This is a genomic window from Aureivirga sp. CE67, from assembly GCF_015767245.1.
Classification (GTDB): Bacteria; Bacteroidota; Bacteroidia; order Flavobacteriales; family Flavobacteriaceae; genus Aureivirga.
This window is the reverse complement of sequence record NZ_JADOTV010000013.1, coordinates 68,461-92,806: the sequence shown is the minus strand read 5'-3', so window position 1 is coordinate 92,806 and position 24,346 is coordinate 68,461. Positions and strand designations below refer to the sequence as shown.

At 28.6% G+C, this 24,346-nt stretch carries 22 protein-coding genes; 7 read left to right on the top strand and 15 right to left on the bottom strand.

Annotated features, from left to right (window positions below):
- Nucleotides 1-54: 54 nt before the first annotated feature.
- From I0K12_RS14780 to I0K12_RS14730, 11 genes are all read right to left on the bottom strand, one after another.
- On the bottom strand, nucleotides 55-1,092 hold the full coding sequence (locus I0K12_RS14780; RefSeq protein ID WP_196888908.1) for a PLP-dependent cysteine synthase family protein: 1,038 nt from the start codon (nucleotides 1,090-1,092) through the stop codon (nucleotides 55-57).
- Nucleotides 1,093-1,143: 51 nt separating this feature from the next.
- Nucleotides 1,144-3,210 carry a S9 family peptidase gene (locus tag I0K12_RS14775; RefSeq protein WP_196888907.1) on the bottom strand — a complete coding sequence of 689 codons (2,067 nt, stop codon included), beginning with the start codon at nucleotides 3,208-3,210 and terminating at the stop codon, nucleotides 1,144-1,146.
- 383 nt (nucleotides 3,211-3,593) lie between these two features.
- Complete coding sequence (locus tag I0K12_RS14770) at nucleotides 3,594-4,358, bottom strand: hypothetical protein (RefSeq protein ID WP_196888906.1); 765 nt, start codon at nucleotides 4,356-4,358, stop codon at nucleotides 3,594-3,596.
- Nucleotides 4,359-4,412: 54 nt separating this feature from the next.
- Nucleotides 4,413-5,357, bottom strand: coding sequence for a tetratricopeptide repeat protein (locus I0K12_RS14765; protein ID WP_196888905.1), 945 nt, complete (start codon nucleotides 5,355-5,357; stop codon nucleotides 4,413-4,415).
- 97 nt (nucleotides 5,358-5,454) lie between these two features.
- Nucleotides 5,455-6,174 (bottom strand): hypothetical protein, encoded by a 720-nt coding sequence (locus tag I0K12_RS14760; RefSeq protein WP_196888904.1) that lies wholly within the window; start codon nucleotides 6,172-6,174, stop codon nucleotides 5,455-5,457.
- A 75-nt stretch (nucleotides 6,175-6,249) separates the two neighbouring features.
- Nucleotides 6,250-6,828, bottom strand: a complete 579-nt coding sequence (locus I0K12_RS14755) for a Crp/Fnr family transcriptional regulator (RefSeq protein WP_196888903.1) — start codon at nucleotides 6,826-6,828, stop codon at nucleotides 6,250-6,252.
- Between the two features lie 15 nt (nucleotides 6,829-6,843).
- Nucleotides 6,844-7,317 carry a hypothetical protein gene (locus tag I0K12_RS14750; RefSeq protein WP_196888902.1) on the bottom strand — a complete coding sequence of 158 codons (474 nt, stop codon included), beginning with the start codon at nucleotides 7,315-7,317 and terminating at the stop codon, nucleotides 6,844-6,846.
- 88 nt (nucleotides 7,318-7,405) lie between these two features.
- Entirely contained in the window at nucleotides 7,406-8,002 is a 597-nt protein-coding gene (locus I0K12_RS14745) for a sugar transferase (RefSeq protein ID WP_231372775.1), read from the bottom strand.
- Between the two features lie 118 nt (nucleotides 8,003-8,120).
- Nucleotides 8,121-9,143 carry a Gfo/Idh/MocA family protein gene (locus I0K12_RS14740; RefSeq protein WP_196888901.1) on the bottom strand — a complete coding sequence of 341 codons (1,023 nt, stop codon included), beginning with the start codon at nucleotides 9,141-9,143 and terminating at the stop codon, nucleotides 8,121-8,123.
- Nucleotides 9,144-9,146: 3 nt separating this feature from the next.
- Complete coding sequence (locus I0K12_RS14735; RefSeq protein ID WP_196888900.1) at nucleotides 9,147-11,588, bottom strand: polysaccharide biosynthesis tyrosine autokinase; 2,442 nt, start codon at nucleotides 11,586-11,588, stop codon at nucleotides 9,147-9,149.
- A 7-nt stretch (nucleotides 11,589-11,595) separates the two neighbouring features.
- Nucleotides 11,596-12,384, bottom strand: coding sequence for a polysaccharide biosynthesis/export family protein (locus I0K12_RS14730; RefSeq protein WP_196888899.1), 789 nt, complete (start codon nucleotides 12,382-12,384; stop codon nucleotides 11,596-11,598).
- 86 nt (nucleotides 12,385-12,470) lie between these two features.
- Here I0K12_RS14730 and I0K12_RS14725 point away from each other — a divergent pair, with 86 nt between their 5' ends.
- From I0K12_RS14725 to I0K12_RS14700, 6 genes are all read left to right on the top strand, one after another.
- Complete coding sequence (locus I0K12_RS14725) at nucleotides 12,471-13,238, top strand: O-methyltransferase (RefSeq protein WP_196888898.1); 768 nt, start codon at nucleotides 12,471-12,473, stop codon at nucleotides 13,236-13,238.
- 11 nt (nucleotides 13,239-13,249) lie between these two features.
- Complete coding sequence (locus I0K12_RS14720) at nucleotides 13,250-13,822, top strand: cob(I)yrinic acid a,c-diamide adenosyltransferase (protein WP_196888897.1); 573 nt, start codon at nucleotides 13,250-13,252, stop codon at nucleotides 13,820-13,822.
- A 93-nt stretch (nucleotides 13,823-13,915) separates the two neighbouring features.
- Nucleotides 13,916-14,137 (top strand): DUF2795 domain-containing protein, encoded by a 222-nt coding sequence (locus I0K12_RS14715; RefSeq protein ID WP_196888896.1) that lies wholly within the window; start codon nucleotides 13,916-13,918, stop codon nucleotides 14,135-14,137.
- 103 nt (nucleotides 14,138-14,240) lie between these two features.
- A complete protein-coding gene (gene secA, locus I0K12_RS14710) occupies nucleotides 14,241-17,594 on the top strand; it encodes a preprotein translocase subunit SecA (protein WP_196888895.1) in 3,354 nt (1,117 codons plus the stop codon).
- A gap of 99 nt (nucleotides 17,595-17,693) precedes the next feature.
- Entirely contained in the window at nucleotides 17,694-18,200 is a 507-nt protein-coding gene (locus I0K12_RS14705; RefSeq protein ID WP_196888894.1) for a hypothetical protein, read from the top strand.
- Entirely contained in the window at nucleotides 18,187-18,843 is a 657-nt protein-coding gene (locus I0K12_RS14700; RefSeq protein ID WP_196888893.1) for a hypothetical protein, read from the top strand. Before I0K12_RS14705 ends, I0K12_RS14700 begins: the two co-directional genes overlap by 14 nt.
- 126 nt (nucleotides 18,844-18,969) lie before the next feature.
- On the opposite strand, the gene I0K12_RS14695 is transcribed toward I0K12_RS14700, so the two are convergent.
- The 4 genes from I0K12_RS14695 to I0K12_RS14680 are packed head-to-tail and all read right to left on the bottom strand — an operon-like array spanning nucleotide 18,970 to nucleotide 23,053.
- Nucleotides 18,970-19,899 carry a glycosyltransferase family 2 protein gene (locus tag I0K12_RS14695; protein WP_196888892.1) on the bottom strand — a complete coding sequence of 310 codons (930 nt, stop codon included), beginning with the start codon at nucleotides 19,897-19,899 and terminating at the stop codon, nucleotides 18,970-18,972.
- The gene (locus I0K12_RS14690; protein WP_196888891.1) at nucleotides 19,899-20,519 is read right to left on the bottom strand and encodes a NeuD/PglB/VioB family sugar acetyltransferase; all 621 of its coding nucleotides are present in this window, start codon (nucleotides 20,517-20,519) and stop codon (nucleotides 19,899-19,901) included. The genes I0K12_RS14695 and I0K12_RS14690 overlap by 1 nt, the downstream gene beginning before the upstream one ends.
- A gap of 3 nt (nucleotides 20,520-20,522) precedes the next feature.
- The gene (locus tag I0K12_RS14685; protein ID WP_196888890.1) at nucleotides 20,523-21,605 is read right to left on the bottom strand and encodes a DegT/DnrJ/EryC1/StrS family aminotransferase; all 1,083 of its coding nucleotides are present in this window, start codon (nucleotides 21,603-21,605) and stop codon (nucleotides 20,523-20,525) included.
- A complete protein-coding gene (locus tag I0K12_RS14680; protein WP_196888889.1) occupies nucleotides 21,602-23,053 on the bottom strand; it encodes a lipopolysaccharide biosynthesis protein in 1,452 nt (483 codons plus the stop codon). The genes I0K12_RS14685 and I0K12_RS14680 overlap by 4 nt, the downstream gene beginning before the upstream one ends.
- A gap of 242 nt (nucleotides 23,054-23,295) precedes the next feature.
- Between I0K12_RS14680 and I0K12_RS14675 the strand changes: the two genes are divergently transcribed.
- Complete coding sequence (locus tag I0K12_RS14675) at nucleotides 23,296-24,216, top strand: helix-turn-helix domain-containing protein (RefSeq protein WP_196888888.1); 921 nt, start codon at nucleotides 23,296-23,298, stop codon at nucleotides 24,214-24,216.
- Nucleotides 24,217-24,346: the final 130 nt, after the last annotated feature.

The following is a 24,346-nucleotide window of genomic DNA, read 5'->3' as shown; positions in this document are numbered from 1 at the left end:
ATTTTAAAAAACGCATAGGTCTTTTAAAATTTCTCTTTTAAAATTATCTTCTTTTTATTTTATGAATTCCACTTCAGGATTTGCAATTTTCTCTGTATCAAAGAAACCTTGTTCTTGCATCCATTTGTCACTATATATTTTACTCATATAACGAGATCCGTGATCTGGGAATATTACTACAACTTTACTGTTTTCATCAAATTCTCCAGCTTCTGCTCTCTGAATTAATGCTTGCATTGCAGCTCCACTTGTATATCCTGCAAAAATCCCTTCAGTTAATGCAAGTTCTCTTGCTCTATGAGCACTAGCTTCATCTGTTACTTTTTCAAACTTGTCAATAACATCAAAATCTGTTGCAGTTGGGATTAAGTTTTTTCCTAAACCTTCGATTCGGTAAGGATAAATTTCATTTGGATCGAATTCTCTAGTTTCGTGGAATTTCTTTAAGATAGAACCAAAAGCATCTACACCAATAATCTTGATGTTTGGATTTTGTTCTTTTAAAAATCTTGAAGTTCCAGAAATTGTTCCTCCTGTTCCACTTGCAGCTACTAAGTGTGTAATTTTACCTTCTGTTTGTTCCCAAATTTCAGGTCCAGTAGAATTATAATGTGCATCAATATTTAATTCATTAAAATATTGATTGATATAAACAGAACCAGCTGTTTCTGTGTGAAGTCTTTTGGCTACTTGATAATAAGATCTTGGGTCATCAGCACTTACATTTGCAGGACAAACATAAACTTTTGCTCCCATTGCTTTTAGCATGTCAATCTTATCATTTGACGATTTAGAACTTACTGCCAAAATACACTCATATCCTTTGATAATACTAACCATTGCCAAACTAAATCCTGTATTACCAGAAGTCGTTTCAATGATAGTACTACCAGGAGTTAAGATTCCCTTTTTTTCAGCTTGTTCGATAATATGAAGAGCGATTCTATCTTTAGTTGATTGACCAGGATTGAATCCTTCAAATTTTGCTAAAAACTCTCCTTTGAATTGTTTAGTGATCTTATTTAACCTGATCATTGGAGTATTTCCAACAAGCTCAAGTATATTTTGGTGTATACCTATGTTTTTTTTCATGAAATTAATTATAATTAATCATCAATCAGCGGCAAATTTATGATTTTTTTTTTAATTACTACTGCTTTTTTCTAATTCTAACAGAAACACAAAATCTCTGGCTACTTCTTTCAAAGAATCAAATCTTCCTGAGGATCCGCTATGTCCAGTATCCATGTTTGTGTGAAATAATAATAAATTATTATCTGTTTTAAAATCTCTTAACTTAGCTACCCATTTAGCTGGTTCAAAATATTGAACCTGAGAGTCATGGAAGCCAGTGGTAACTAATATATTTGGATATTTTTGATTTACTACATTATCATAAGGCGAATAAGATTTCATGTAATCATAATATTTCTTCTCATTAGGATTTCCCCATTCATCATATTCTCCAGTTGTTAATGGAATTGTATCGTCTAACATCGTCGTTACAACATCCACAAAAGGTACTTCTGCTAATACTCCATTAAACAGTTCAGGATTTGTATTTAAGATTACTCCCATTAACATTCCTCCTGCAGAACCTCCCTGAGCATACAAATGTCTTGCCGAAGTGTAATTTTTTTCAATTAAAAATTTCGCACAAGATGTAAAATCAGTAAATGTATTTTTCTTCGTTAAAAGTTTTCCATTCTCATACCATTTTCTTCCTAAATATTCTCCTCCTCGAATATGAGCAATGGCAAATACAAATCCACGGTCTAATAAACTCAATCTAGTTGTACTAAAACTCGGATCGATTGTATGTCCATAAGAACCATAAGCGTAAAGTAGGAGAGGAGTTTCAGAATTTAAAGGCGTATCTTTTCTATAAACAACCGAAATGGCAATTTTTTCACCATCATCTCCAGTTGCCCAAAGTCTTTCACTTTTATAATTGTCTTTATCAAAGTTTTTATCTAAAACTTCTTGCTCTTTCTTGATTTTCTTCTCACGAGTCTTCATGTTGAAATCAATTACAGAGTTTGGAGTAGATAAAGAATTATAAGTATAACGAATGATATCTGTGTTAAATTCAGAATTTCCATATACTCCTGCAGCATAAGTTTCTTCTCCAAATGGAAGGAAATAATCTTCTGTTTCATCCCATCTCTTAATTCTAACACGATTCAAACCTTCAAATCTATCTTCAATAACCAAATAATCTTTAAAAATTGAAAAATCTTCAATTAAAATATTTTCATCATGAGGAATTACATCTACCCAATTTTCAACGGTAGTAGCATTTTCAGGAGTTTTTACAATCTTGAAATTTATAGAATTATCTTTATTCGTTAAAATATAAAAATGAGAGTCATAATGAGCAATACTGTATTCCAGATCGTCCATTCTTTCTTGAATTACTTTGAATTCTCCAGAAGGATTATCTGCTTCTAATACTCGATATTCTGTACTTAAAGTACTATATGAACCAATTACAATATATTTTTCTGATTTTGTTTTATAAACATAACAACTAAAAGCTTCGTCTTGTTCAAAGAAAACTTCTTTATCTTCAGAAGCATCTGTTCCTAAAACATGCATGAAAACACGATCACTACGTAAGGTTTGTGGATCTTGTTTTGTATAAAAAATAGTTTTGTTATCGTTTGCCCAAGTTGGATCTCCTTGAGTTTTTTCAATCTTATCAGCGTAAATCTCTCCTGTTTCAAGATTTTTAAATTGAAGCGTATATTCTCTTCTACTCACAGAATCAATTCCGTAAGCAGCAAGTTTATTGTTTGAGCTAACAGTTAGCCCAGATACTTTATAATATTCAAAACCTTTAGCCATGTCATTTACATCTAAAATCACTTCTTCGTCGGCTTCTAAAGTTTCCTTTTTTCGTGTATAAATAGGATATTGTGCTCCTTTTATATATTTATTAATATAGTAATACCCTCTTTTTTTATACGGAACTGAACTATCTTCTTCTTTAATTCTGGCTTTCATTTCTTCAAAAACTTCTTCTTGAAAGTTTTTTGTAGAGTCCATTACAGAATCATAGTATTTATTTTCAGATTCAATATAACTTATTACTTCTTTATCTTCTCTTTGGTTTAACCAATAATAGTTGTCAATTCGTACATCTCCATGCTTTTCAAGTTTTTTTATTTTCTTTTCAGCAAAGGGTATTTTTATATTTTTATAATTCATTCTTCTAAGATTTCCAAAATACATGCAAAAGTACTTTAATGTTTTTTTCTATGCTATTTTTAGGAGAATTCTTTCTACAATTTTAAGGTAATTTTAATGTATTTGTAATCGAATGCTCTCTATTCAACATAAAAAAACATATCTAATATATAAATTTTTTCATACTACATTATTATTATAAGTGTTTTCTTTAAAGCTATTTAACATAAAATAATAGACTTTTCTTAAAAATATCTTAAATTATTTTAGAATTATAGATTTTAATTCGAAAACAATACTAGTGAAAATATATAACCCGTATAAGTAATTAACGAAACGATAAGGAATATTTATTGGAAAGTTTACAGAGGTAGAGGTATTATAAAAAAAATAAATTCAAAAAATCAGTTTTTAATTTTAACACAATTAAATTCATCAAAAATATCTTCATTTCGAATTTCGCATTTTTCTATGATCTGATTTTTCTTATTATATTTTACTTTTTTAGAATATTTTCCATTTTCAATATAAACTATTACAGTTATTTTCTTGTTGTTCTCAAAATATTTAAAGTAACCACTCTGCTTTATATTATCTTTATATTCAATTTTTGAAACTATTTGTTTCATTGAATTACGTGTTAGATGTAAACCCTGTCTAAAACCAAATTTATCGAAGTAATTTATAGTATCGTTATTTGAAATAGAATATCTAATTTTTTGGAGTTTATATTTTTCTTTTTGTCTTATTAAAGTTCGATTTTGAAACTTAATAGTTTCAGGTTTGTTTTTAATGCCATTTACAGAATATTCAAGTTCAAAATAACAAAGAGATTCACATTCTTCAAATTCAATAATTTCGATTTCAATATTTTTGGAAGGATTTTTTAAAGTTTTTCGACTTCTTATTTTATCTTCAATCTCTAAAAGTAAAGTGTTATTTTTTAAAAATGCAAAACCATTTTCTTTATCGCAACAATCTGTTATTACACCAACTTTTATAGTATAAATGTCGTTTTCAATTTTTTCAGAAATCACTCGATTTTCTAAATATTCAAAGTTAGGATCTCTATTGTCATAATTATAGCTTTTAAAATTAACCAATTCTACTTCTTGACTATAAGTTATAAAAGAAATAAAAAAGAGAAATATAATAAGGGAAGTTTTCATGCTTTTATATTTAAAACAAAAAGCTCTAAAATTAATTAGAGCTTTTCTGTTGATTTATTCCATATTAATATTATTCTCCTTTAATATTTCAAAGAATTTTGCTTCATTGTTATTAATTTTCATCGCTCCGTATATCACATTAATCATTTTCTCTGCATCTGATCTATATGGTGAGTTTTCTGCAATGTAAAGTTTATAAGCTTTACACATATTTCTTAAAGCATTTTCATTGTCATTTAAACCAGAATAATAAACAGAGCCAATACCATAATACACTTCAGGGTTAGAACTATCCACTTTTTTTAGTTTTTCATAAGCCTTCACAGCCTTTTTAAATTTCTTTTTATGAATATAGACAACTGCTAAGTTTTGCAAAGGCATTTTTCCTGTCGGATCGATTTTTATAGATTTTTTATAAGCCTTTTCAGCCTCATCTAATTTATTTAATCTTCTATAACAAATTCCCATATTATCATAAGCCCAAGCAAAATTTGGATCTTCTTTTACTGCTTTTTTATAGAATTTAATAGCCTCTTCAAGTTTTCCTTCTTTAGAAAGTTTTGTACCTTCATAATAAAATTCAAGAGCTTGTGGATTTTCAGATTCCTTTGATTCTTCACCAACATTACTTTGAATTAAATCTCTGGCTGTATCACAGTTTTCCATCAAAAAACTTTCAATCTGATAATAATATTTTTTGTATTCATCACTTTCTTTATCCATTCCAATAGAAATTTCAGAATCGCCTTTTGTTTTGGTAGCTTCCATCAGTTTTGAAGTCATTTGATACGCAGTAACATCTTTGTCAATACAATATTGAATACTTTCTCTAATTTCTTCCTTATTTTTATTAAACGTGATAATCTCATCAATACATTTACAAGATTTTTCTCCAAATTCTTTAATTAAATCTTCCTGAGATAATTCAGGTTCAGTTTCTTGAGCAAAAAGAATTGTTGAGGAAATCAAAAATAAAAAGGGTAGTTTTTTAAGTTTCATAAGTAATTTTGGTTAAGTTAATTTTTAAAATTAATTCGTTAATTCATATCAAAAACTTAACCAAAATAAAAATATTGTATTTAAATGTGTAAATAATTTAACTTTTCGAAAATAAAGGATTGGTGTCTAAAGATTTATTTTTTTGATAAATTGTTTTATAAAGTCTTTTAATAGTGACAAAATGAGAAAATAATACAACCGAAACAATCACACTTGGAAGTAAAACAATCGGGAAATATAACAATGCGATATTTGGTTGATTGAATCCAAATAACTGAAATGGAGAAGGAGCCGAAAGGATTGCGTTTGAAATAATGAAAACTAAAAATCCAAGAGAAATTATATTCCAACCAAAAATGAATTTTTTAGATAATTTTTTCTTTATAAAACCAAAATAATAAATAAAAGGAGCTGTCAAACCAGGTAAAATATCAAAATTTCTTCCACTAAAAGTCATTATTTCTGGAACATATTTTTCAAGAAATAAAAAGTATAAAACAAATTCTACTGGAATTCTAACAATATGAATCAGTGTCAAAGTTTTTAGGTTTAAAGAGTTTCGAAACTTCTTAAAAATAGGATGAATTAAAATGATAAATTGAAAAAGAAGTGGTGGAAAAAGAACTAATAAAAATCGAGGAGGAATTACTTCCGTGTTTAGATAAAATCCATTTAAAGAAACAACTGTTTGAATTGCTCCCCAAGCAAATAGAAAATAAATTGCAGCTTTTGATTTACTTGCTTTATAAAAAATAAAAAAGGTGTAAAGAATACATAAAAAGAATAAAACTTGAACGAAAATAGGTAATTGTAACATAATTTAGTTGTTTTTGTTTTGGTAAAATTATGTCACAATTACCTTATTATTCTTTCCAAATGACAAGAACGAAATTTATAACGATATTTCTTTTCGAATTCGACTCAAAGAAGTATCAGTAATACCAAGATAAGTTGCAATATGTTTTAAAGAAGCATTTTGGATCACTTCTGGTCTTGTTTTTAATAGATGAAGATAGCGTTCTTTTGCATTTTCAGTTATCAAAAGAAGGTTTTTGTTTTTCATCTGAACATAATTTCCAGTGAGTGTTTTTCGTCCATTTTCTCTAAAATTTTTTATCGAATGAAATAATTTTTGAAAATCATCAAAATTTAATTTCCAACAGATAGTTTCCACACTAGCTTGATAAAATTCTTGTGTTGGATTCTTTAAGAAAAAAGAACCCCAATCGATAACAATAGAATGATTCGAGTAAAATTCTGTTGTAATTTCTTTTCCATTAAAATCAATAGCGTAGGAGCGTACAAACCCTTTTTCAAGAATGTAAAAATAATCTAGATATTGTCCTTCTTTATATAAAAAAGTATCTTTTTCGATAGTTGTTTTCTTGAAATAACTAATAATTTCTTCTTGTTCAGCTTTTGAAAAATTCTCTTCCGAATAGATGTTTTTTAGAAAATGATTTGAAGTCATCAAATTTGTTTAAAATTAATCAATATCTACAATTACCCACTGATCTTTTATTTTTAAAAAAGCAAAAAGCACTTCTTTACTAGTATCAGGATAATTAATTTTCATTTTCCAAGCATATAAAACTCTTCCGTCTCTTTTTGTTTGAGATAGAAATTTTTGAAAGTCTATATTTTTAAAATTTTCAACATATTTTTTAAAGATATGCTCACGATTTTTTTTAGCAGATTCAAGATCTGTTTTGTTTTCTTTTCTCAAATAATCTTTACGATTTCTATTTTCATCATCTCCAGAATAAAGAAAATATGCAGCAAGTTTTGCATCTTTTTTCTTTTGACACAATTTAAAAATATCTTGAATTTCCGTTTTTAAAACTTCCTTAATTTTTTCTTCATCTTGTTTCATTTGTCCAAAAGAAAGATGGAAGCAAAAGAAATGTAAAAACAAAAATAATGATAGAATTTTACCTTTTCTTGATGTAATTTTATTCATAATTTACTTATTGATATTTAGTTGGTTAATGTAATTAAAAAAAGTAAATCAGCTATGTTTTTAAGTTAAAATATCAAGGAGAGATAATTTAAAATAATGTTTCGAAAATACATTTAAAATCTTTTCGCATAGACCAATTTTCAACATATTCTCGGTTTAAAATTATTTTTTTAGGCCAAATAATTTCATCATTATATTTTTTAGGATTTTTTTGAGTTGCTAGAATTTCTTCTTCGTTTCTAAAATAAATACTTGCAGGAGAAGTAATTCCAGGTTTCATTTCCAAAATAATTCGATCTTCATCTGTTAAACAATCAGCATATCCAGGAACGTCAGGTCTTGGACCAACAAAACTCATATTTCCAATCAGTATATTAATTAATTGAGGAAGTTCGTCTAATTTGTATTTTCTTAAAAAATGTCCAAATGCATTAGATCTTTTATCATTAGAAACTGTGATGAAATTCTCATTATTTTTCTGAGGATACATCGTTTTTATTTTAAAGATGTAAAATGGATTTCCAAATTGACCAATTCTTTTTTGAGAAAAAACTCCAAAAGAGTTAAAAGAAATACTTGCAAGAAAAATCAATAAAAATAGGAGAGGAGAGAGGGCGATTAAACCAAAAAAGGAAAAACATAAATCGAAAATTCGTTTATATATTTTTCCTTTTTTTGAAATCATAATTTTATTCTTTCTAGTAATTATGAGCATCTTTTCAATAAAATAGATGCAAATTTAAAATCTTATGCTAGAGGTTTCTGTCTTAAAACACACCCCTAGCCCCTCTCAAGAGGGGAATTTATTTTGAAGCTTTGTAGATTCTCTCTATAATATCTACAACTTTCATTCCTTCTAAAGCATTGGTTGTAATTGCTTTTTTACCTTGAAGTACATCAATTACATTCTCAATTACAAAATGATGGTTTTGGGCAGAACCTTTATAAGCACCATAATCATTTCCAGGGTTTGTAGGTTCTAAACTTGGCATTTCATAATTTTCGATATTACAAAATTCTACCTCATTCATATACTGTCCTCCAATTTTTACAGAACCTTTTTCTGCAATAATTGTAAGAGAACTTTCCATGTTTTTATTCCAAACAGCAGTAGAGAAATTAAAACTTCCCATTCCACCATTTACAAACTCAAATTGTACCATTCCTGCATCTTCAAAATCTGTTAAATCTTGATGTTTAAAGTCTTTAAAGTTTGCCTGGATATTAGTGATATCACCAAAAAGCCAATACATGATATCGATAAAGTGCGAAAACTGCGTAAATAAAGTTCCACCATCTAATTTTTTATCACCATGCCAACTATCAGGAGTATAATAGCGCTCATCTCTGTTCCAAAAACTATTGATGTGCACAGAATATATTTTTCCTAAAGTATTGTTTTCTACAATGTCTTTAACCCAAACAGAAGGTGGAGAATAACGATTTTGCATCACTGCAAAAACATTTCTAGAGACTTGTAGAGATTTGAAAATTACAGCTTCTGCATCCGACTTTGATAAAGCAATTGGTTTTTCAATTACAACATGTTTTCTAGCTTCCAAACATTTGATTGCTTGCTCAGCATGAAATCCATTTGGAGTTGCAATATTGATTACATCTACTTCTGTTTCGCTTTCTAAAAATGAATCTAAACTAGAAAAAAGTGGGACATTAAAATGAGTAATATTTAATTCTTCATCTTTTTTTACATCAATTAAGGCAACTAACTCAGCTTGCGAATTACGCTGAATCATTTCTGCATGACGTTTTCCAATATGTCCTGCGCCAATTATGGCAAATTTTATTTTTCTATTATTTATAATCATTTCTTACTTTTTGAAAATTCGTTTAAAGATAGATTTTTTTTCAGGTTCTTCATGATATCCTTGTCCATAATTTTGGCCGTAACCATATCCGTACCCATAACCATATCCATAACCATATTTAGATTTTAGACGATAGCCATTTAAAATAAAACTAATATTTTTTACTTCACCTTTAGAATATTTATCATCAATCAATTTAAACATTCCTCTTTGTGTATAGTTCTGACGAATGATATAAAGTGTAGCATCTGCATATTTTAATAATTCAAAAGCATCTGCAACAAGTCCTACAGGAGGCGTATCTAAAATCACATAGTCATATTCTTTCTTTAACGTCTCAATCATCAATTTTGTTTCATCTGAAATCAAAAGTTCTGAAGGGTTTGGAGGAATTGGCCCAGAAGTAAGTACATCTAAATTTTTAATTTTAGTTTTCTGAATAACATCTTCAAGTTTATTTTGACCAACAAGGTAATTTACAACACCAATATCATTCGAAATTTCAAAATCATCAAAAATCTTAGGTTTTCTTAAATCTAAACCAACCAAAATAGTTTTCTTATTACTCATCGCAAAAACACTCGCCATGTTAATGGAAGTAAATGTTTTTCCCTCTCCACTAATGGAAGAAGTAACAAGAATCGTTTTGTTTTTATTATCTGTATTTTTTCGTCTAAATAGAAATTGAATATTAGAACGTAAAGCTCTAAAAGATTCGGATACAACAGATTTAGGTTTATTAAAAAGAGCTAAATTGTTTTCCGTTTGATTTATTCCTATAACCCCAAGAACAGGTATTTTCGACATTTTTTCTATTTGTTCAACTGTATGAATTTTAGTGTCTAAAACTTGTAAAGCAACAATGACCATAAGTGGTAGAACAATTCCTAACATAATAGCAACTACATAATTGAACCCTGTACGTGGAATAGAAGAAACTTGCCCTGTATCTTTTGCAGAATCTAAAACACTTACATCTGAAACAGAACCTGCTATGGCGATTCCCGCTTCATATCTTTTTTGCATTAAATAGATATAATTTTGCTCATTTAAAGCATAGTTTCTTTGAAAGTTTAAAAGCTTTAATTCTTTTGGGTGTAGTTTTTTTAATTTTTGATCGAATTCTGCAGTTCGTTGTGAGCTATTTTCTAGTTTTTTGATTAAAACAGATTTTAATGAATTAATATTTTCAATTAAAACTAGTTTAGTAGCACTAATAGCATCATCCAAAGCTACAATAGAAGGATGACTATCTGTTAGTTTTTCCGATTTTTGTTGTTTCTCAATTGCTAAAGTAGTTAACGCTCCAACATTTTGAGCAATGCTAGCATCTTCAATATTTACAATGGCAGGAGCAGGAAGCTCTGTGTATTTAGTATGATTTTTTAAATAATTATTAAGATTTTCTAAATAAGTAATTCTTTGTTTGATTTCATTTTTAAACTGGTCTAAAGTAGTTGTTTCTTCAAATATAGCAGCTCCTTCAGCGGATAAATCAAAAATATTATTCAAAGTTTTAAAATCACTGATATTTTTTTCAATAGTACGAAGAGAGTCTGCTGCAATTTTAAATTGAGCATCAATAAAATCTCTAGTACTTCTAGCATAATTTGTTTTCTCTAAAAGTAAATCTTTTGCTAATACTTTGATAGTGGTGTTTAAGAAATCAGCAAGTTTAGCCTTATTTGGTCCCATTTTAGAAAGCTCTAAAAGAGAAGTTCCATCAATCCCGTTTACATCAATATTTTGATATTTTTTTACAGTATCTTCTAGGGTTGAAAACTGAATTAAATATTTATTTCCAGCTATATTTTTAAGTGTTTTAAGAGAATGTAATTCGAAATTTAAAAAAGGTAATTTTACGGTCTCATTTATATGAAATTCTTGAGAAAATTCAGGGTTCTGAAAATTATAATGCGTGTTTTCTTCTGTTTTATAATCGTGTAAGCTTTTGTTTAAATTTTCTTCTAGATTTAATTTTAATAAATAAGTTTGATCATCAATAAATTCAATAATGAAAATAGTATTGATTAATTGTGGGAAATTTTCGTTTATTTTTATGATAAAAGGAGTTTTTCCATAAATATCAATATTTCTGAATCTTCCTTCTTTATAATAATTAATATTGAAATCTAATTCTTTTACAACTTTCTCTGTGTGTGTTCGAGATCGTAAAGTTTTTTTGGTAGATTCTACTTTGTCACTAACGCCTCCCCAGTTAAAAGCGATATTAGTTCCTGCAGTAAAAAGAGGGTTTTTCTTTTCCTTTACAGCTAAAGTTGTAGATAGTCTATAAATTTTTTGGGTGGAAATATTTTTATAATAAGCAATTCCTAAAGCAATCGGAATTGTAATAAGAAAGAAATACCAATAACTTAAAATTTTATATAAATAATCTTTAATATCAGAACCAATATCTTGAATTTGTATTTTAGGTTGCTCCATTTTTCAATTAAAGACTTTTAATTAATAAATACGTTGTGCTAAAGAAAGATAAAATAGAAACTACTGTAGTGAATGTTTGAAAACCTGTTGTTCCTGTTCCCCAAGATTTTTGTGGTAAGGGTGGAACATAGATAATATCATTAGGTTTTATATAATAATTTTTAGAAGTAAAAACATCAACATTTGTTAAATTCAGTTCAATTTTCTCAACTTTATCAATTGTCTTTCGGATTATTTGAACTTTACTTCGATCTCCTAATTCTGTAATATCTCCAGAATTTGCAATAGCTTCTACAATCGAAACTTGATCTTGTAAAATATTCTTTGTTCCTGGAGAACCAACTTCTCCTGTAATAGTAACTCTTATACCTGCTAGTTTAACATCAATGAAGATTGTATTTGTGTCTTTAAAATATTTAGAAAGTCCTTCTTGAATTTTTTCTCGAATCTGATCTGTTGAATATCCTAAAACATTTACATTGTCTAAATATGGAATACGAATATTACCATGTTTATCTACACTATAACCTGTAAAATAAAGCTGGTCAGCGTTTATGTTATTATTATTTCCTTGTGTTTGTTGTTTGTTGAAGAAGGAAGTTAACTCCTCATTATCAGATTTAAGAGTAATATGTAAAATATCATTAATCTGAATTTTATAATCTTCATTTGAAACCTTTTGAATATTTTCTATTTCTTCTGGTGTTCCTTGGAAATATGTTAATTGCTTTTTGGAAACACATGATGAAAATAAGGTTATTATCAATAATAATAGTAATGTTATTCGGGTATTCATATCTTATTTTTCTAAAGAGAGCAAAGATATAAGTTTCTATATATATCGGAATGTTTTTTTGTCATATTTTCGCAAAAAAGTATCAAATGATTAAATCGTATTTAAAGTTTTTGAAAAACTTTTTTTTCAGAACGAAAATTCAGAATCAAGAAATTCAAAATATTTGTAATATTATAGAAAAAACTACATTGTTAAAGGTAGAAAAGAATTTTATTGAAAAAATAAAACAAGAATTTAACAATGATGAGCGAATTATAACAATTACAGATTTTGGAGCAGGTTCAAGAATTTTTAAATCAAATGAAAGGGAAATTTCTGCAATTGCAAAATATGCTGGAATGTCGAAAAGAAAGAGTGAAGTTTTGATAAAAATCATTCAAAATTTTGAGATAAAATCAGCTTTAGAATTTGGAACTTCTCTTGGAATCGGAACTTCAATTATGAAAATTGGAAATCGTAATTTGAATATTACAACATTAGAAGGCTGTCCTGAAACAAGTAAAGTTGCAAAAGAATATTTCGAAAAAAATAAATTTCAAGATATAAAAGTTCTTACTGGAGAATTTGATCAAACTTTTGAAGAAATAAATAATACTTCTTTTGATTTAATATATTTTGATGGAAACCATAGAAAAGAACCAACCTTGAAATATTTTGAAACATGCTTACAATTCGCAAATGAAAATTCTATTTTTATTTTTGATGATATTCATTGGTCAAAAGAAATGACGGATGCTTGGAAAATAATTAAAAACAATTCAAAAGTTAGCGCAACAATTGATACTTTTGACACGGGAATTGTTTTCTTTAATTCGAATTTTATTAAAGAACATACTTTTTCTTACAAATTTTAAAAATTAATCGAATGAAAATTTATACAAAAACTGGAGATAAAGGAACCACTGCATTATTTGGTGGAACTAGAGTACCAAAATATCATGGAAGAATTGAAGCTTATGGAACTTTAGATGAATTAAATTCCTATATAGGATTGATAAGAGACCAAGAAATAGATAAACTAGATTTTGATTTTCTGATTAAAATTCAAAACGAACTTTTTACACTTGGAGCGATGTTGGCAACTCCACCAGAGAAAGAGCAACTGAAAAATGGTAAAGAACGTTTAAATATTCCGAAGATTGATGTGGATTCTGTACATGCTTTAGAAAATGAAATTGATCGTTTAAATGAACTTGTGCCACCTATGACAAATTTTGTTTTGCCAGGAGGACATACTACGGTGTCATATTGTCATATTTCTAGGTGTGTTTGCCGTAGAGCCGAGCGTTTATGCGTGGCGTTGTCTACAGAAGAAGACATAAAAGAAGAGGTTTTAAAGTATTTGAACCGACTTTCTGACTACCTTTTTGTGTTGGCACGAAAATTGACAATTGACACTAAATCAGAGGAGGTTCCTTGGATCCCTCAAAAGAACTAAGTTCTTTGTAAATAGTTAAAAAATAATAATATAAAAACTTGACTTTTTGCGTAAAATTTATATTTTTGCGTTAAAACTTAATATATTGAAAGTATGTATTGGACTTTAGAATTAGCATCGTATTTGGCTGATGCACCATGGCCTGCGACTAAAGATGAGTTGATAGATTATGCAATCCGAACAGGAGCACCTCTAGAGGTAGCGGAAAACTTGCAAGGTATTGAAGATGAGGGGGAAATTTACGAATCGATTGTAGAAATCTGGCCAGATTACCCAACCGAAGATGATTATCTTTGGAATGAGGAAGAATATTAAAACAAAAAAAGAGTCTCAAATTATATGAGACTTTTTTTATTTTAAGTCGTTTTATTTAAAAAATAACTTAAAAAAATATATAATAAAATAAGAAAAACTAAATATGAGCTTAATTAATACCATATTAAAAGCTTTTGTAGGGGATAAGAAAACGAAAGACCTTAAAGCTTTACAACCTATCGTTGATAAAGTTTTGGCTTATGAAAAGAATTTGATAAATATTTCAAATGATGAACTAAGAGCTAAAACACTAGAATTTAAAAAGCAAATAGAAGAAGCTATCAATCCTTTTGAAATGGATATTGTAAAACTTGAGCAAGAAAGCGAAAGTGCTGATATCGATAGAAAAGAGGAGATTTATAGCGAAATTGATAAACTTAAAGACGCTTCTTATGAGGCTTCTGAAGGTGTGTTAGGAGAAATTCTTCCAGCTGCGTTTGCTGTTTTAAAAGAAACTGGTAGAAGATTTACGAATGCTGAAAAAGTAGAAGTAACTGCTTCTCCTTTTGATAGAGAACTTTCTGCTGTAAACGATCACGTAAATCTTGAAGGTGATAAAGCTATTTGGAACAATTCATGGGATGCTGCAGGTTCAATAGTAACTTGGGGAATGATTCACTATGATGTTCAGCTTATCGGAGGTTCTGTTCTTCACCAAGGTAAGATTGCAGAGATGATGACAGGGGAAGGAAAAACGCTTGTTGCAACTTTAGCAATTTACTTAAATGCTTTAACTGGTAGAGGAGTTCATGTAGTAACAGTAAATGATTATCTAGCAAAACGTGACTCGGCATGGATGGCGCCAATCTTCGAATTCCACGGATTATCGATTGATTGTATTGATAAACATCAGCCAAACTCTGAGGCTAGAAGAAATGCTTATAACTGTGATATCGTTTATGGAACAAATAATGAATTTGGATTTGATTATCTACGTGATAATATGACAAAAAATCCAGAAGAGTTAGTGCAAAGAGAACACAATTATGCGATTATTGATGAGGTGGATTCTGTATTAGTAGATGATGCTCGTACACCATTGATTATTTCTGGACCAACTCCAATGGGAGATCGTCATGAGTTTAATGAGTTAAAACCTGTAATTGAAAATATTGTAAATAAACAAAAGCAATATTTAACAGGAGTTTTCTCTGAAGCTAAAAAGAAAATTAAAGAAGGAGATTCTAAAGAAGGAGCTTTCCTTTTATATAGAACATTTAGAGGTTTACCAAAGAACAAAGCTTTAATTAAGTTCTTAAGTCTTGAAGGAATGAGACAATTACTTCAAAAGACGGAAAACTTCTATATGCAAGACAACAATCGTGAAATGCCAAAGATCGATAAAGAGCTTTATTTCACTATTGATGAAAAATCTAATTCAATTGACTTAACAGATAAAGGAGTTGAATATTTATCAGGAATGAGTAATGATAAAGATTTCTTTATTTTACCGAATTTAGGTCTTGAAGTTGGAGCTATTGATAAATTAGATATTTCTGAAGAAGAAAAAGTAACTAAAAAAGAAGAGCTTTATCGTAATTTTAGTGCGAAAAGTGAAAGAATTCATAGTTTAAATCAGCTTTTAAAAGCTTATACTTTATTTGAAAAGAATAAAGAATATATCATCGATAATGATAAGGTAATGATTGTAGATGAGCAAACTGGTCGTGCTATGGAAGGACGTCGTTTCTCAGATGGATTACACCAAGCTTTAGAAGCAAAAGAAAATGTAAAGATTGAGGCTGCAACACAAACCTATGCAACCGTAACTTTACAGAACTATTTCCGTATGTATCGTAAACTTTCAGGAATGACAGGTACGGCAATCACGGAAGCAGGAGAGTTTTGGGAAATCTATAAATTAGATGTTGTTGAGATTCCAACAAACAGACCAATTGCTCGTAATGATAAGCAAGATTTAGTTTATAAAACAACTAGAGAAAAATATAATGCAGTAATTGAAGAAATCGATAGATTAGTAAAACAAAATAGACCAGTTCTTGTTGGTACAACTTCTGTAGAAATTTCAGAATTACTTTCTAGAATGCTTACTCTTCGTAAGATTCCTCACAACGTGCTGAATGCCAAATTACACAAAAAAGAGGCGGATATTGTAGAAGAAGCTGGTAAGTCTGGAGTAGTAACAATTGCAACAAATATGGCAGGTCGTGGAACGGATATTAAATTATCTGATGAAGTGAAAGCTGCCGGAGGTTTAGCAATTATCGGAACTGAAAGACATGATTCTCGTCGTGTAGATAGACAGCTTCGTGGTCGTGCTGGACGTCAAGGAGATGTTGGTTCTTCTCAATTCTATGTTTCTCTTGAAGATAACTTAATGCGTTTATTCGGTTCGGATAGAATTGCAAAAATGATGGATAGAATGGGGCATAAAGATGGAGAAGTAATTCAACATTCTATGATTTCTAAATCTATTGAAAGAGCGCAGAAAAAAGTAGAGGAAAATAACTTTGGAGTTCGTAAAAACTTAATTGAGTATGATGATGTAATGAACTCACAACGTGAGGTTGTTTATAAGAGAAGACGTCATGCTTTATATGGTGAGAGATTACAATTAGATATCGTAAATATGATTTATGATACTTGTGATTCTTTAGTAAACGACAGTAAAGCAAGTAATAACTTCGAAACTTTCGAGTTAGAATTAATCCGTATCACTTCTATGGTTTCTCCAATTTCAAAAGAAGAATTTGAGAAAGGAAACAACCAAGATTTAATTGATAAATTATATAAAGCTGTTTATAAGCATTATACTGATAAAATGGAACGTGCTGCTGCGACTGCATTCCCAGTAATCAGCCATGTTTACGAAACACAAGCAGATCGTTTTGAAAGAATTGTAGTTCCTTTTACGGATGGAATCAAAAAATTAGATGTTGTAACGAATTTAAAAGAAGCTTACGAATCTAATGGTAAGAAATTAATCCAAGATTTTGAAAAGAATATTTCATTAGCAATTATTGATGATGCTTGGAAAGATCACTTACGCCAAATGGATGAATTAAAACAAACGGTTCGAAATGCACAATATGAGCAAAAAGATCCTTTATTAATTTATAAGTTTGAATCTTTCGAATTATTCCGTGGAATGTTAGACAAAGTAAATAAAGATGTTCTTTCATTCTTATTTAAAGGAGAATTACCAGCTCCAAATCCAGATCAAGTTTCTCAAGCTAAAGAACAAGCTCCAGAGAAAGTTGAGGTTACAAAAGAAGAGTATCAAAGCCCAACGCAAGCACAAAGTGCTCCTCCTGTAACAAACCAAACGCAAGAGCCAGAACCACAAGAACCAATCGTTCGTTCTGAGAAGAAAATTGGTAGAAACGAAAAAGTAACTATCAAAAATGTGCAAACTGGAGAAAACAAAGAGGTAAAATACAAACAAGCAATTCCGCTAATTGAAGCTGGAACTTGGGTTGTTGTTGATAACGAATAATTTATTTTTTCTATAAAAGTAAAAAGCGGCTGTATTTGTTTACAGTCGCTTTTTTTGTTATGGAAAATGTTTATTTTTGGATGTGAAAAATCATAATCTATGAAAAAAGTTATAATCATAATCTTGTTAATATCATTTAGTATTTCTTGTAATTCTACAAAAAATGAAAAAGTAGAAGTTATTTCTAAAATTATAACGATGGATGAAGAAGTTAGTCCAAACTTTTTTTATTGCGATATTGGTAGTGGGATTTTAAGAAATTTTGAAGAAATAAGTGAAGAAGATTGTTCTTTTAAAATCAATAAATTAGAATTTGATTTAAGACAAAGATTTTTTATAAATTCTGAAGGAAAACTCAAAGAATATTGGTGGTATAGAGCTATGGGAGTTATGACTTATTCCGAAGAAGAATTGAAAAATGATCCTAAATTTTTAAAATATATAGGAGGAGAAAATTATAAGATTTCTTTAATTGAAAATAATACTAAGTTGATTGAAAATCAGGATACTTTGAAAATTGAAAAAATCTTCGAGAAACCAAAACTGATAATGATAGATAAAATAAATTGCAAAAATGACCAACGTATATTTTATGAATACAATTAAAAAATACTTTTTCACTTTTACTTTATTATGTTCAATTTTCACTTTTGCAGCAAAAATTGATGGTCCTGCAAATATTAGAAAGGATATAAAAGGAGAAATTTTATTTTCTTTAGATGACCATGTGGAGGTATATGTCTATGAAATGAATAAAAATTGGTACCAGATTTCTTTTACTGCTTTTGTTGAAAAAGATAATATTATAAATGGAAAAATAAATTCGAATACTATTTTATTTAACCATAAAAATGAAAGAATCGGAGAGACTAAAAATTCTTTTTCTTTAGATGGGAATTTTCAAGAAACTTCAAGAAATAATTGGGTAGAGGTTATTTTTACAGGATATACTTATAAAGGAAATATTCATCAAGAAACGATTTTAGAGAACGCATTTGAAAATTCAATACAAAATATAAATTTACAAGAGTTTATTGAAGGTTTTGATTTTCAAAAACATGAAATTGAAAATTATGTAGTTTATACTATTTATGATTTAAAAAATCCTTGGGTGTCTTCAGATTTTAGATTGATTTTATACTTTGATTTAAATAAAAATTTGCTTGCTTTTGCAAATATTGATCGAAAGATTGATGTGAAATTTGAAACTAAATCAAAAATAGATAGAACTTTGATCTTTATTGGATGAAGTCTTTCTCTGAAAATGAGAAAAAGAATTTTATAAATACAATGAATCAATATTTTCTAGGAAGAGATTGAGTAAGTAAAATAAAAGCTATATCAATTTATAATTAAAAGATATAGCTTTTGTTTTTTAAGGATAAACCTTTTGGTAAAGTTTTGTAAGCAAGCTTGATTTACATACAATACTTTTTATTTTATTAGTTTTATTAAAGTTTCTTACTTTAGAATAATAAGAACTTGCTAATTTTCGATTATTCATTTTTAATGCATTTGTAGCTAAATGAAATAAAATCTCATCATCTAAATCTTCTTGATTATAAGGAGTTTTAGAAAAATCTAAAAAGAATTTTTTTATATCAAAAAAAGATTTTATAAAAACCTCTTGTTTTTTTATGTTTTTAGAATGACTAGCAGATTCACTTAAAATTCGGTAAACACCTGTTACTTCTGGTAAAAAATGAATTTTACTTTTCAATGAAAAATATAACCATTGTGGGTAATCTCCCATTTTCCATCTTTTTTCAACAGGATTAACTTCTGAATCATAAGTTTTCCAAAGCTCTTTTTTAAAAACAGCTGTAAGAGTAGAAATTTGATTCTGATTTAAAAGCTCTTGAAAAGAAACTTCTGACGATCCCCAAATGTTTTCTAAAAAAGTGTCTTTTTGATGGTTGAATTGTTTAATCTGTGTACATGACATACCATATTCTGGATTTTCTTCAAGGAAATCAACTTGCTTTTGAAGTTTTAAAGGATCTGTCCAATAATCATCTCCTTCACAAACTGCTAGATATTTACCTTGAGCTTCTTTAAAAACAAAATTAAAAGGACGTTCTCCTCTAGAATATCGGTTGTAATTAGGGAATAATAATTTTATTTCTAAATTACTTTGTTGTTGAAAATCAGAAAGAATATTCCTAGAATTATCTGTAGAAAGATCATCATGAATAATTATTTCAATAGGAAAATTTGTTTTCTGTATGGTAATTCCTTTGATAAAATCCTTTAAATATTTTTCGTGGTTATATACAATACAACAGACGCTAACTTTTGGTTTCATTAGTTTATGTTTTTTGCAGGATTTCCTACCATTATAGAATTTTCTTCACATGTTTTTGTAACAACGCTTCCAGCTCCAATGACTGTATTTTTTGCTATAAACATTTTCTTAGGTAAAATGATTGCAGCATTTCCAACTAAAACATTTTCATTCAAAGTTACATAAGCTCCAACAGTAGAACCTGCACTTATTAGGTTTGCTAATCCTATTTTAACATGATGACTTATTAATGCTTTAGGACTTATAATAGAATAATCTGAAATAAAGCTTTTCGTCCAAATCATGGCATTATTGTGAATATAAACTCCTTTGCCGATTTCAACAGTTGAAGAAATAGATGCGTTAGGGTGAATTAAATTGATAAGATTATAACCTCGTTTTTCGAACTCTTCAAAGTTTTTTCTACGAATATGATTATCACCAACACTTACAATTATATTTCCTGATTTTACAGAATTATAAAATGTATTATAATCTCCTAAAATTTTATATCCCATTACTCTCTCCCCAGTTCTAGAATCATCGTAATGATAAAGACCTTTGATGTCATGCCCACAATCTAGAGCAAGTTCTATAATTACTTCAGAATAATTTCCTATTCCAAAAATATACACGTCCATTTATTAATTATTTTGAGTTCTCAATAAAAACCTACAAATCCAATCAACTTCTTCAATTGTTAAATCATAAAAAAGTGGAAGACAATAAACTCTTTTCGCTATGTCGTCTGTAATATCTAATGCTTTTGTATCTAAGTATGGCAAACTTGTTGCCAAAGAAGGGTAGAAGTAACGTCTACCAAAAATTTCATTTTTTTGTAATGTTTCAATACATTTTAAAAGTAATTCTTCGGTTTCAAAAACTATTGGATAATAAGCATAATTTTTATTTGCATGATTGTGCCAAAGAGGTTTAACAGATTTAAGATTATTTAATTTTTCATCATATCTTTCTGTTAAAAGCTTTCTTTTTTCATGAATATCTTGGATGTAATTTAAATTAGCTAAACCCATAGCAGCATGAAATTCTGAATTTTTACCGTTAATCCCTAAACCTTGAAAATTTTCTGGTCCATTATGACCAAAATTTCGCATATATGCCATTTTTTTCAATAATTCAGGGTTTTTAGTAATAACTAATCCACCTTCACCTGAATGAAATAATTTTGTAGCATGTAGACTACAAGTTGAAATATCTCCAAAATTAAAAATAGATTCGCCATTTATTTCTACCCCAAAAGCATGTGCAGCATCATAAATAACTTTTAGATTATGTTTATCTGCAATCTTTTGAATCATTTCTACATCACAAGGATTTCCATAAACATGAGTTGCCAAAATTGCCGAAGTATTCTCAGTAATAGCTTCTTCAATTTTTGTGGCATCAATATTTAAAGTTTCTTTATCAATATCTACAAAAACAGGTTCGCAATTTTCCCATACAATACTACTTGTAGTAGCAACGTAAGAAAAGGGAGTAGTGATGATTTTACCTTTTAAATCTAGAGCTCGAATTGCAAATTGAAGCGCGATAGTTCCATTTGTTACAAAAAGAAGATGCTTTACATTTAAGTGTTCTTTTAATTTCATCTCCAAATCACTGGCCAATGGTCCCATATTGGTAAGCCATTGACGCTTCCAGATTCCATGAAGTAAAATATCATAATCCTCCTTTGGAGGAAGAAAAGGTTTTGTAACTGGTATCATATTTTTTTTCTTTTAATTATTGAAAGAGCAATATTTTTCATTTCAAGATATTCTGGAAGTTTTAATAATTCATAAATTAGAATTGCTAAAGTTCCACCAGTAATAATTTGAATGATTAAAGTTGCCCAATTTGGATAGTTTAACATTGTGATACTCCACATAAAAAATGCCACAATTAGCGAAACTACAAAGCTAGGAATTATATCTTTAATTTGTTCCCCAATACCATAGTTTATTAAGTCTGAAGAATAATAAGTGTTTAGGAAATATGCAATAAAAGAAGTTAAGACACCTCCTATAAGCATGAATTTTATTCCAAAGAATATTCCAATAATTATTGGTCCTATTGCGATAATTTTTTTTATGATTTCAAGTCTAAGAAAAAGATCGGTTCTTCCTTTTACTTGTAAAATATTAAGATTGATCGAATGAAGTGGATACATCATTCCAACAAAACAGATGATTTGTAAATATTCTGTAGCTTCTAACCATTTTTCTCCGACTAAAAAAAGAAGTAAAGGTTTTGCTACAGCAGCAAGTCCAAGCATACATGCGAAAGTAATTATCATAGTATATTTGATTACTTTCTGGTAAGTTGTTTTTAACCGAGTTTCCTCATCTTGTATTTTACACAAAACAGGGTAACTAACTCTTTGAATAATGTTCGTTAGGTTACTTGAAAAAATAGTATTGAACTTTTGAGCTTGATCGTATTGTCCTAATTGAGCATCTGTGTAATATTTTCCTATGACAACAGCATAAGCATTTTTATAAATTGTATCAATTAGTCCAGAAATCAATAATTTAGATCCGAAACCAAAAAGTTCTTTAAAACTTTCTATTGAAAATTCAAAAGCTGGTCGCCATTTATTGAAAATCCAAAGGAAAATGGTTGTAAGTGATTGTCTAGAAATTTGTTGAGCAATTAAACTCCAAACACCATAACCTTTTAAAGCCATAATAATTCCTATAATTCCACTGATACATGAAGCAATTAAAGAAATTTTGGTCTGTGTTTTAAAATCTACTTTTTTAACTAATAATGTTCTCTGAACAATTCCAAGAGAATTAATTATTAGAATGATACTCATTCCTTGTACTAGTGGAGTTAAAGCTTCTTTTTGATGAAAAAAATATCCAATTGTTGGAGCGGAAATGAATAAAAGTAAACTTAATATTGTACCTAAAATCAGATTAAAAATAAAAATAGTATTATAATCTGTATTTGTAGCATCTTTTTTTCGAATTAAAGCATTTGAAAAACCACTATCCATTATAGAATTTGAAATGGCTATGAATATGGTAATTATCCCCACCATACCAAATTCAGCAGGGCTTAGAATATTAGCTAATACTAAACCTACCAAAAAGGTAATACCAGAATTTGCAATGTTATCTAGAAAGCTCCAGCTAACACCATTTAATGCTTTCTTCTTTAAGTCGTTCATTTAGGGGGTAATTTTAATTTATCAAACGAATAATTTTCTTCGTTCGTATTTGAATTTTGAAAAAAAAATCAAGCAAAATTAATTAATTTAAGAAGAATAAAGACTATTTTGAAAAATGTATTTTTAACTTAAATTGATTCTATGTTGGAGATGAGAAATTTAAAGTGTTTAAAAGTGAATTTAACCAAAGCAATTTTAAATTAAAGTTTCCGACCCAAATATATTATTTCTAATAAATAAATATGAAACACTTCAAAACAATAACAGAATATTGTAAAGGAATTCACATAGAAGCTCCGAAACATCCACATTTCGATATTCGCAGTTTTGAAGAAAATATGGAAACTGTAGTTCCAAAAATGCCCGCTTTCAATCATGAGTTTTACTCTATTGCCATAAAATATGAAGGAGGAGGGAAAGCAATTTCAGGGCAATTCTCTGACTTTCCAAAAGGTTCTACAATTTTTTTTAATACACCTTTTCAGTTGATTTCTTGGGATATTATTCCAAATTGGAAAGGATATTATTTACTGTTTAGTCAAGATTTTATCGCACAATCGAATGTTTTGTCTCAAATTTTAAAATTGTTTCCTTTTTTAAGAATTGAAAAATCTATACCTTTTGAAATTCCTGAAGAAAATCTTCCGCTGATTTTAGATATTTTCAAGAATATTTGGGAAGAATATCATGGTGAATCTTCGGATAAGTTTCAGATTATTGAAGCGCAAATTTATTTGTTACTTTCTTTAATTAAAAGATATTTTGAACAACAAGTCTCTTCTGAAGAAGCTGAAAATGCTATGAAATCTGCGGATTTAAAATTACTTTCAAGATATCGAACTTTGATTCAGACGAGTTTTTATCCAAATACTAAATTGGAGACTTTTGCTAATCTACATTCTACAAGTTATTATGCCGAAAAATTGAGCGTACACCCAAATCATTTGAATGCTACAGTAAAAAATCTGACAGGAAAAACTGCTTTGAAATATTTACACAATCATCTTCTTACGCTTTCAAAATCTTATTTGATTCAGACAGATTGGTCGGTGAAAGAAATAGCTTATGCTTTGTACTTCGAAAGTCCGAATAATTTTAGTGCTTTCTTCAAAAAAAATACCCAAAAAACACCTCTTCAATACAGAAAATCTAAGAATCTTTGAAATTCATACTTCTTGATTTGAAATCCTAAATTCTTCTCGCATTTTCATTCAGAACTTTGTAACTTAAATAAACGAATTGTTTAAGCGTATGAAAATTAAATATTTAATTATTCTGTTACTAAGTTTAAAT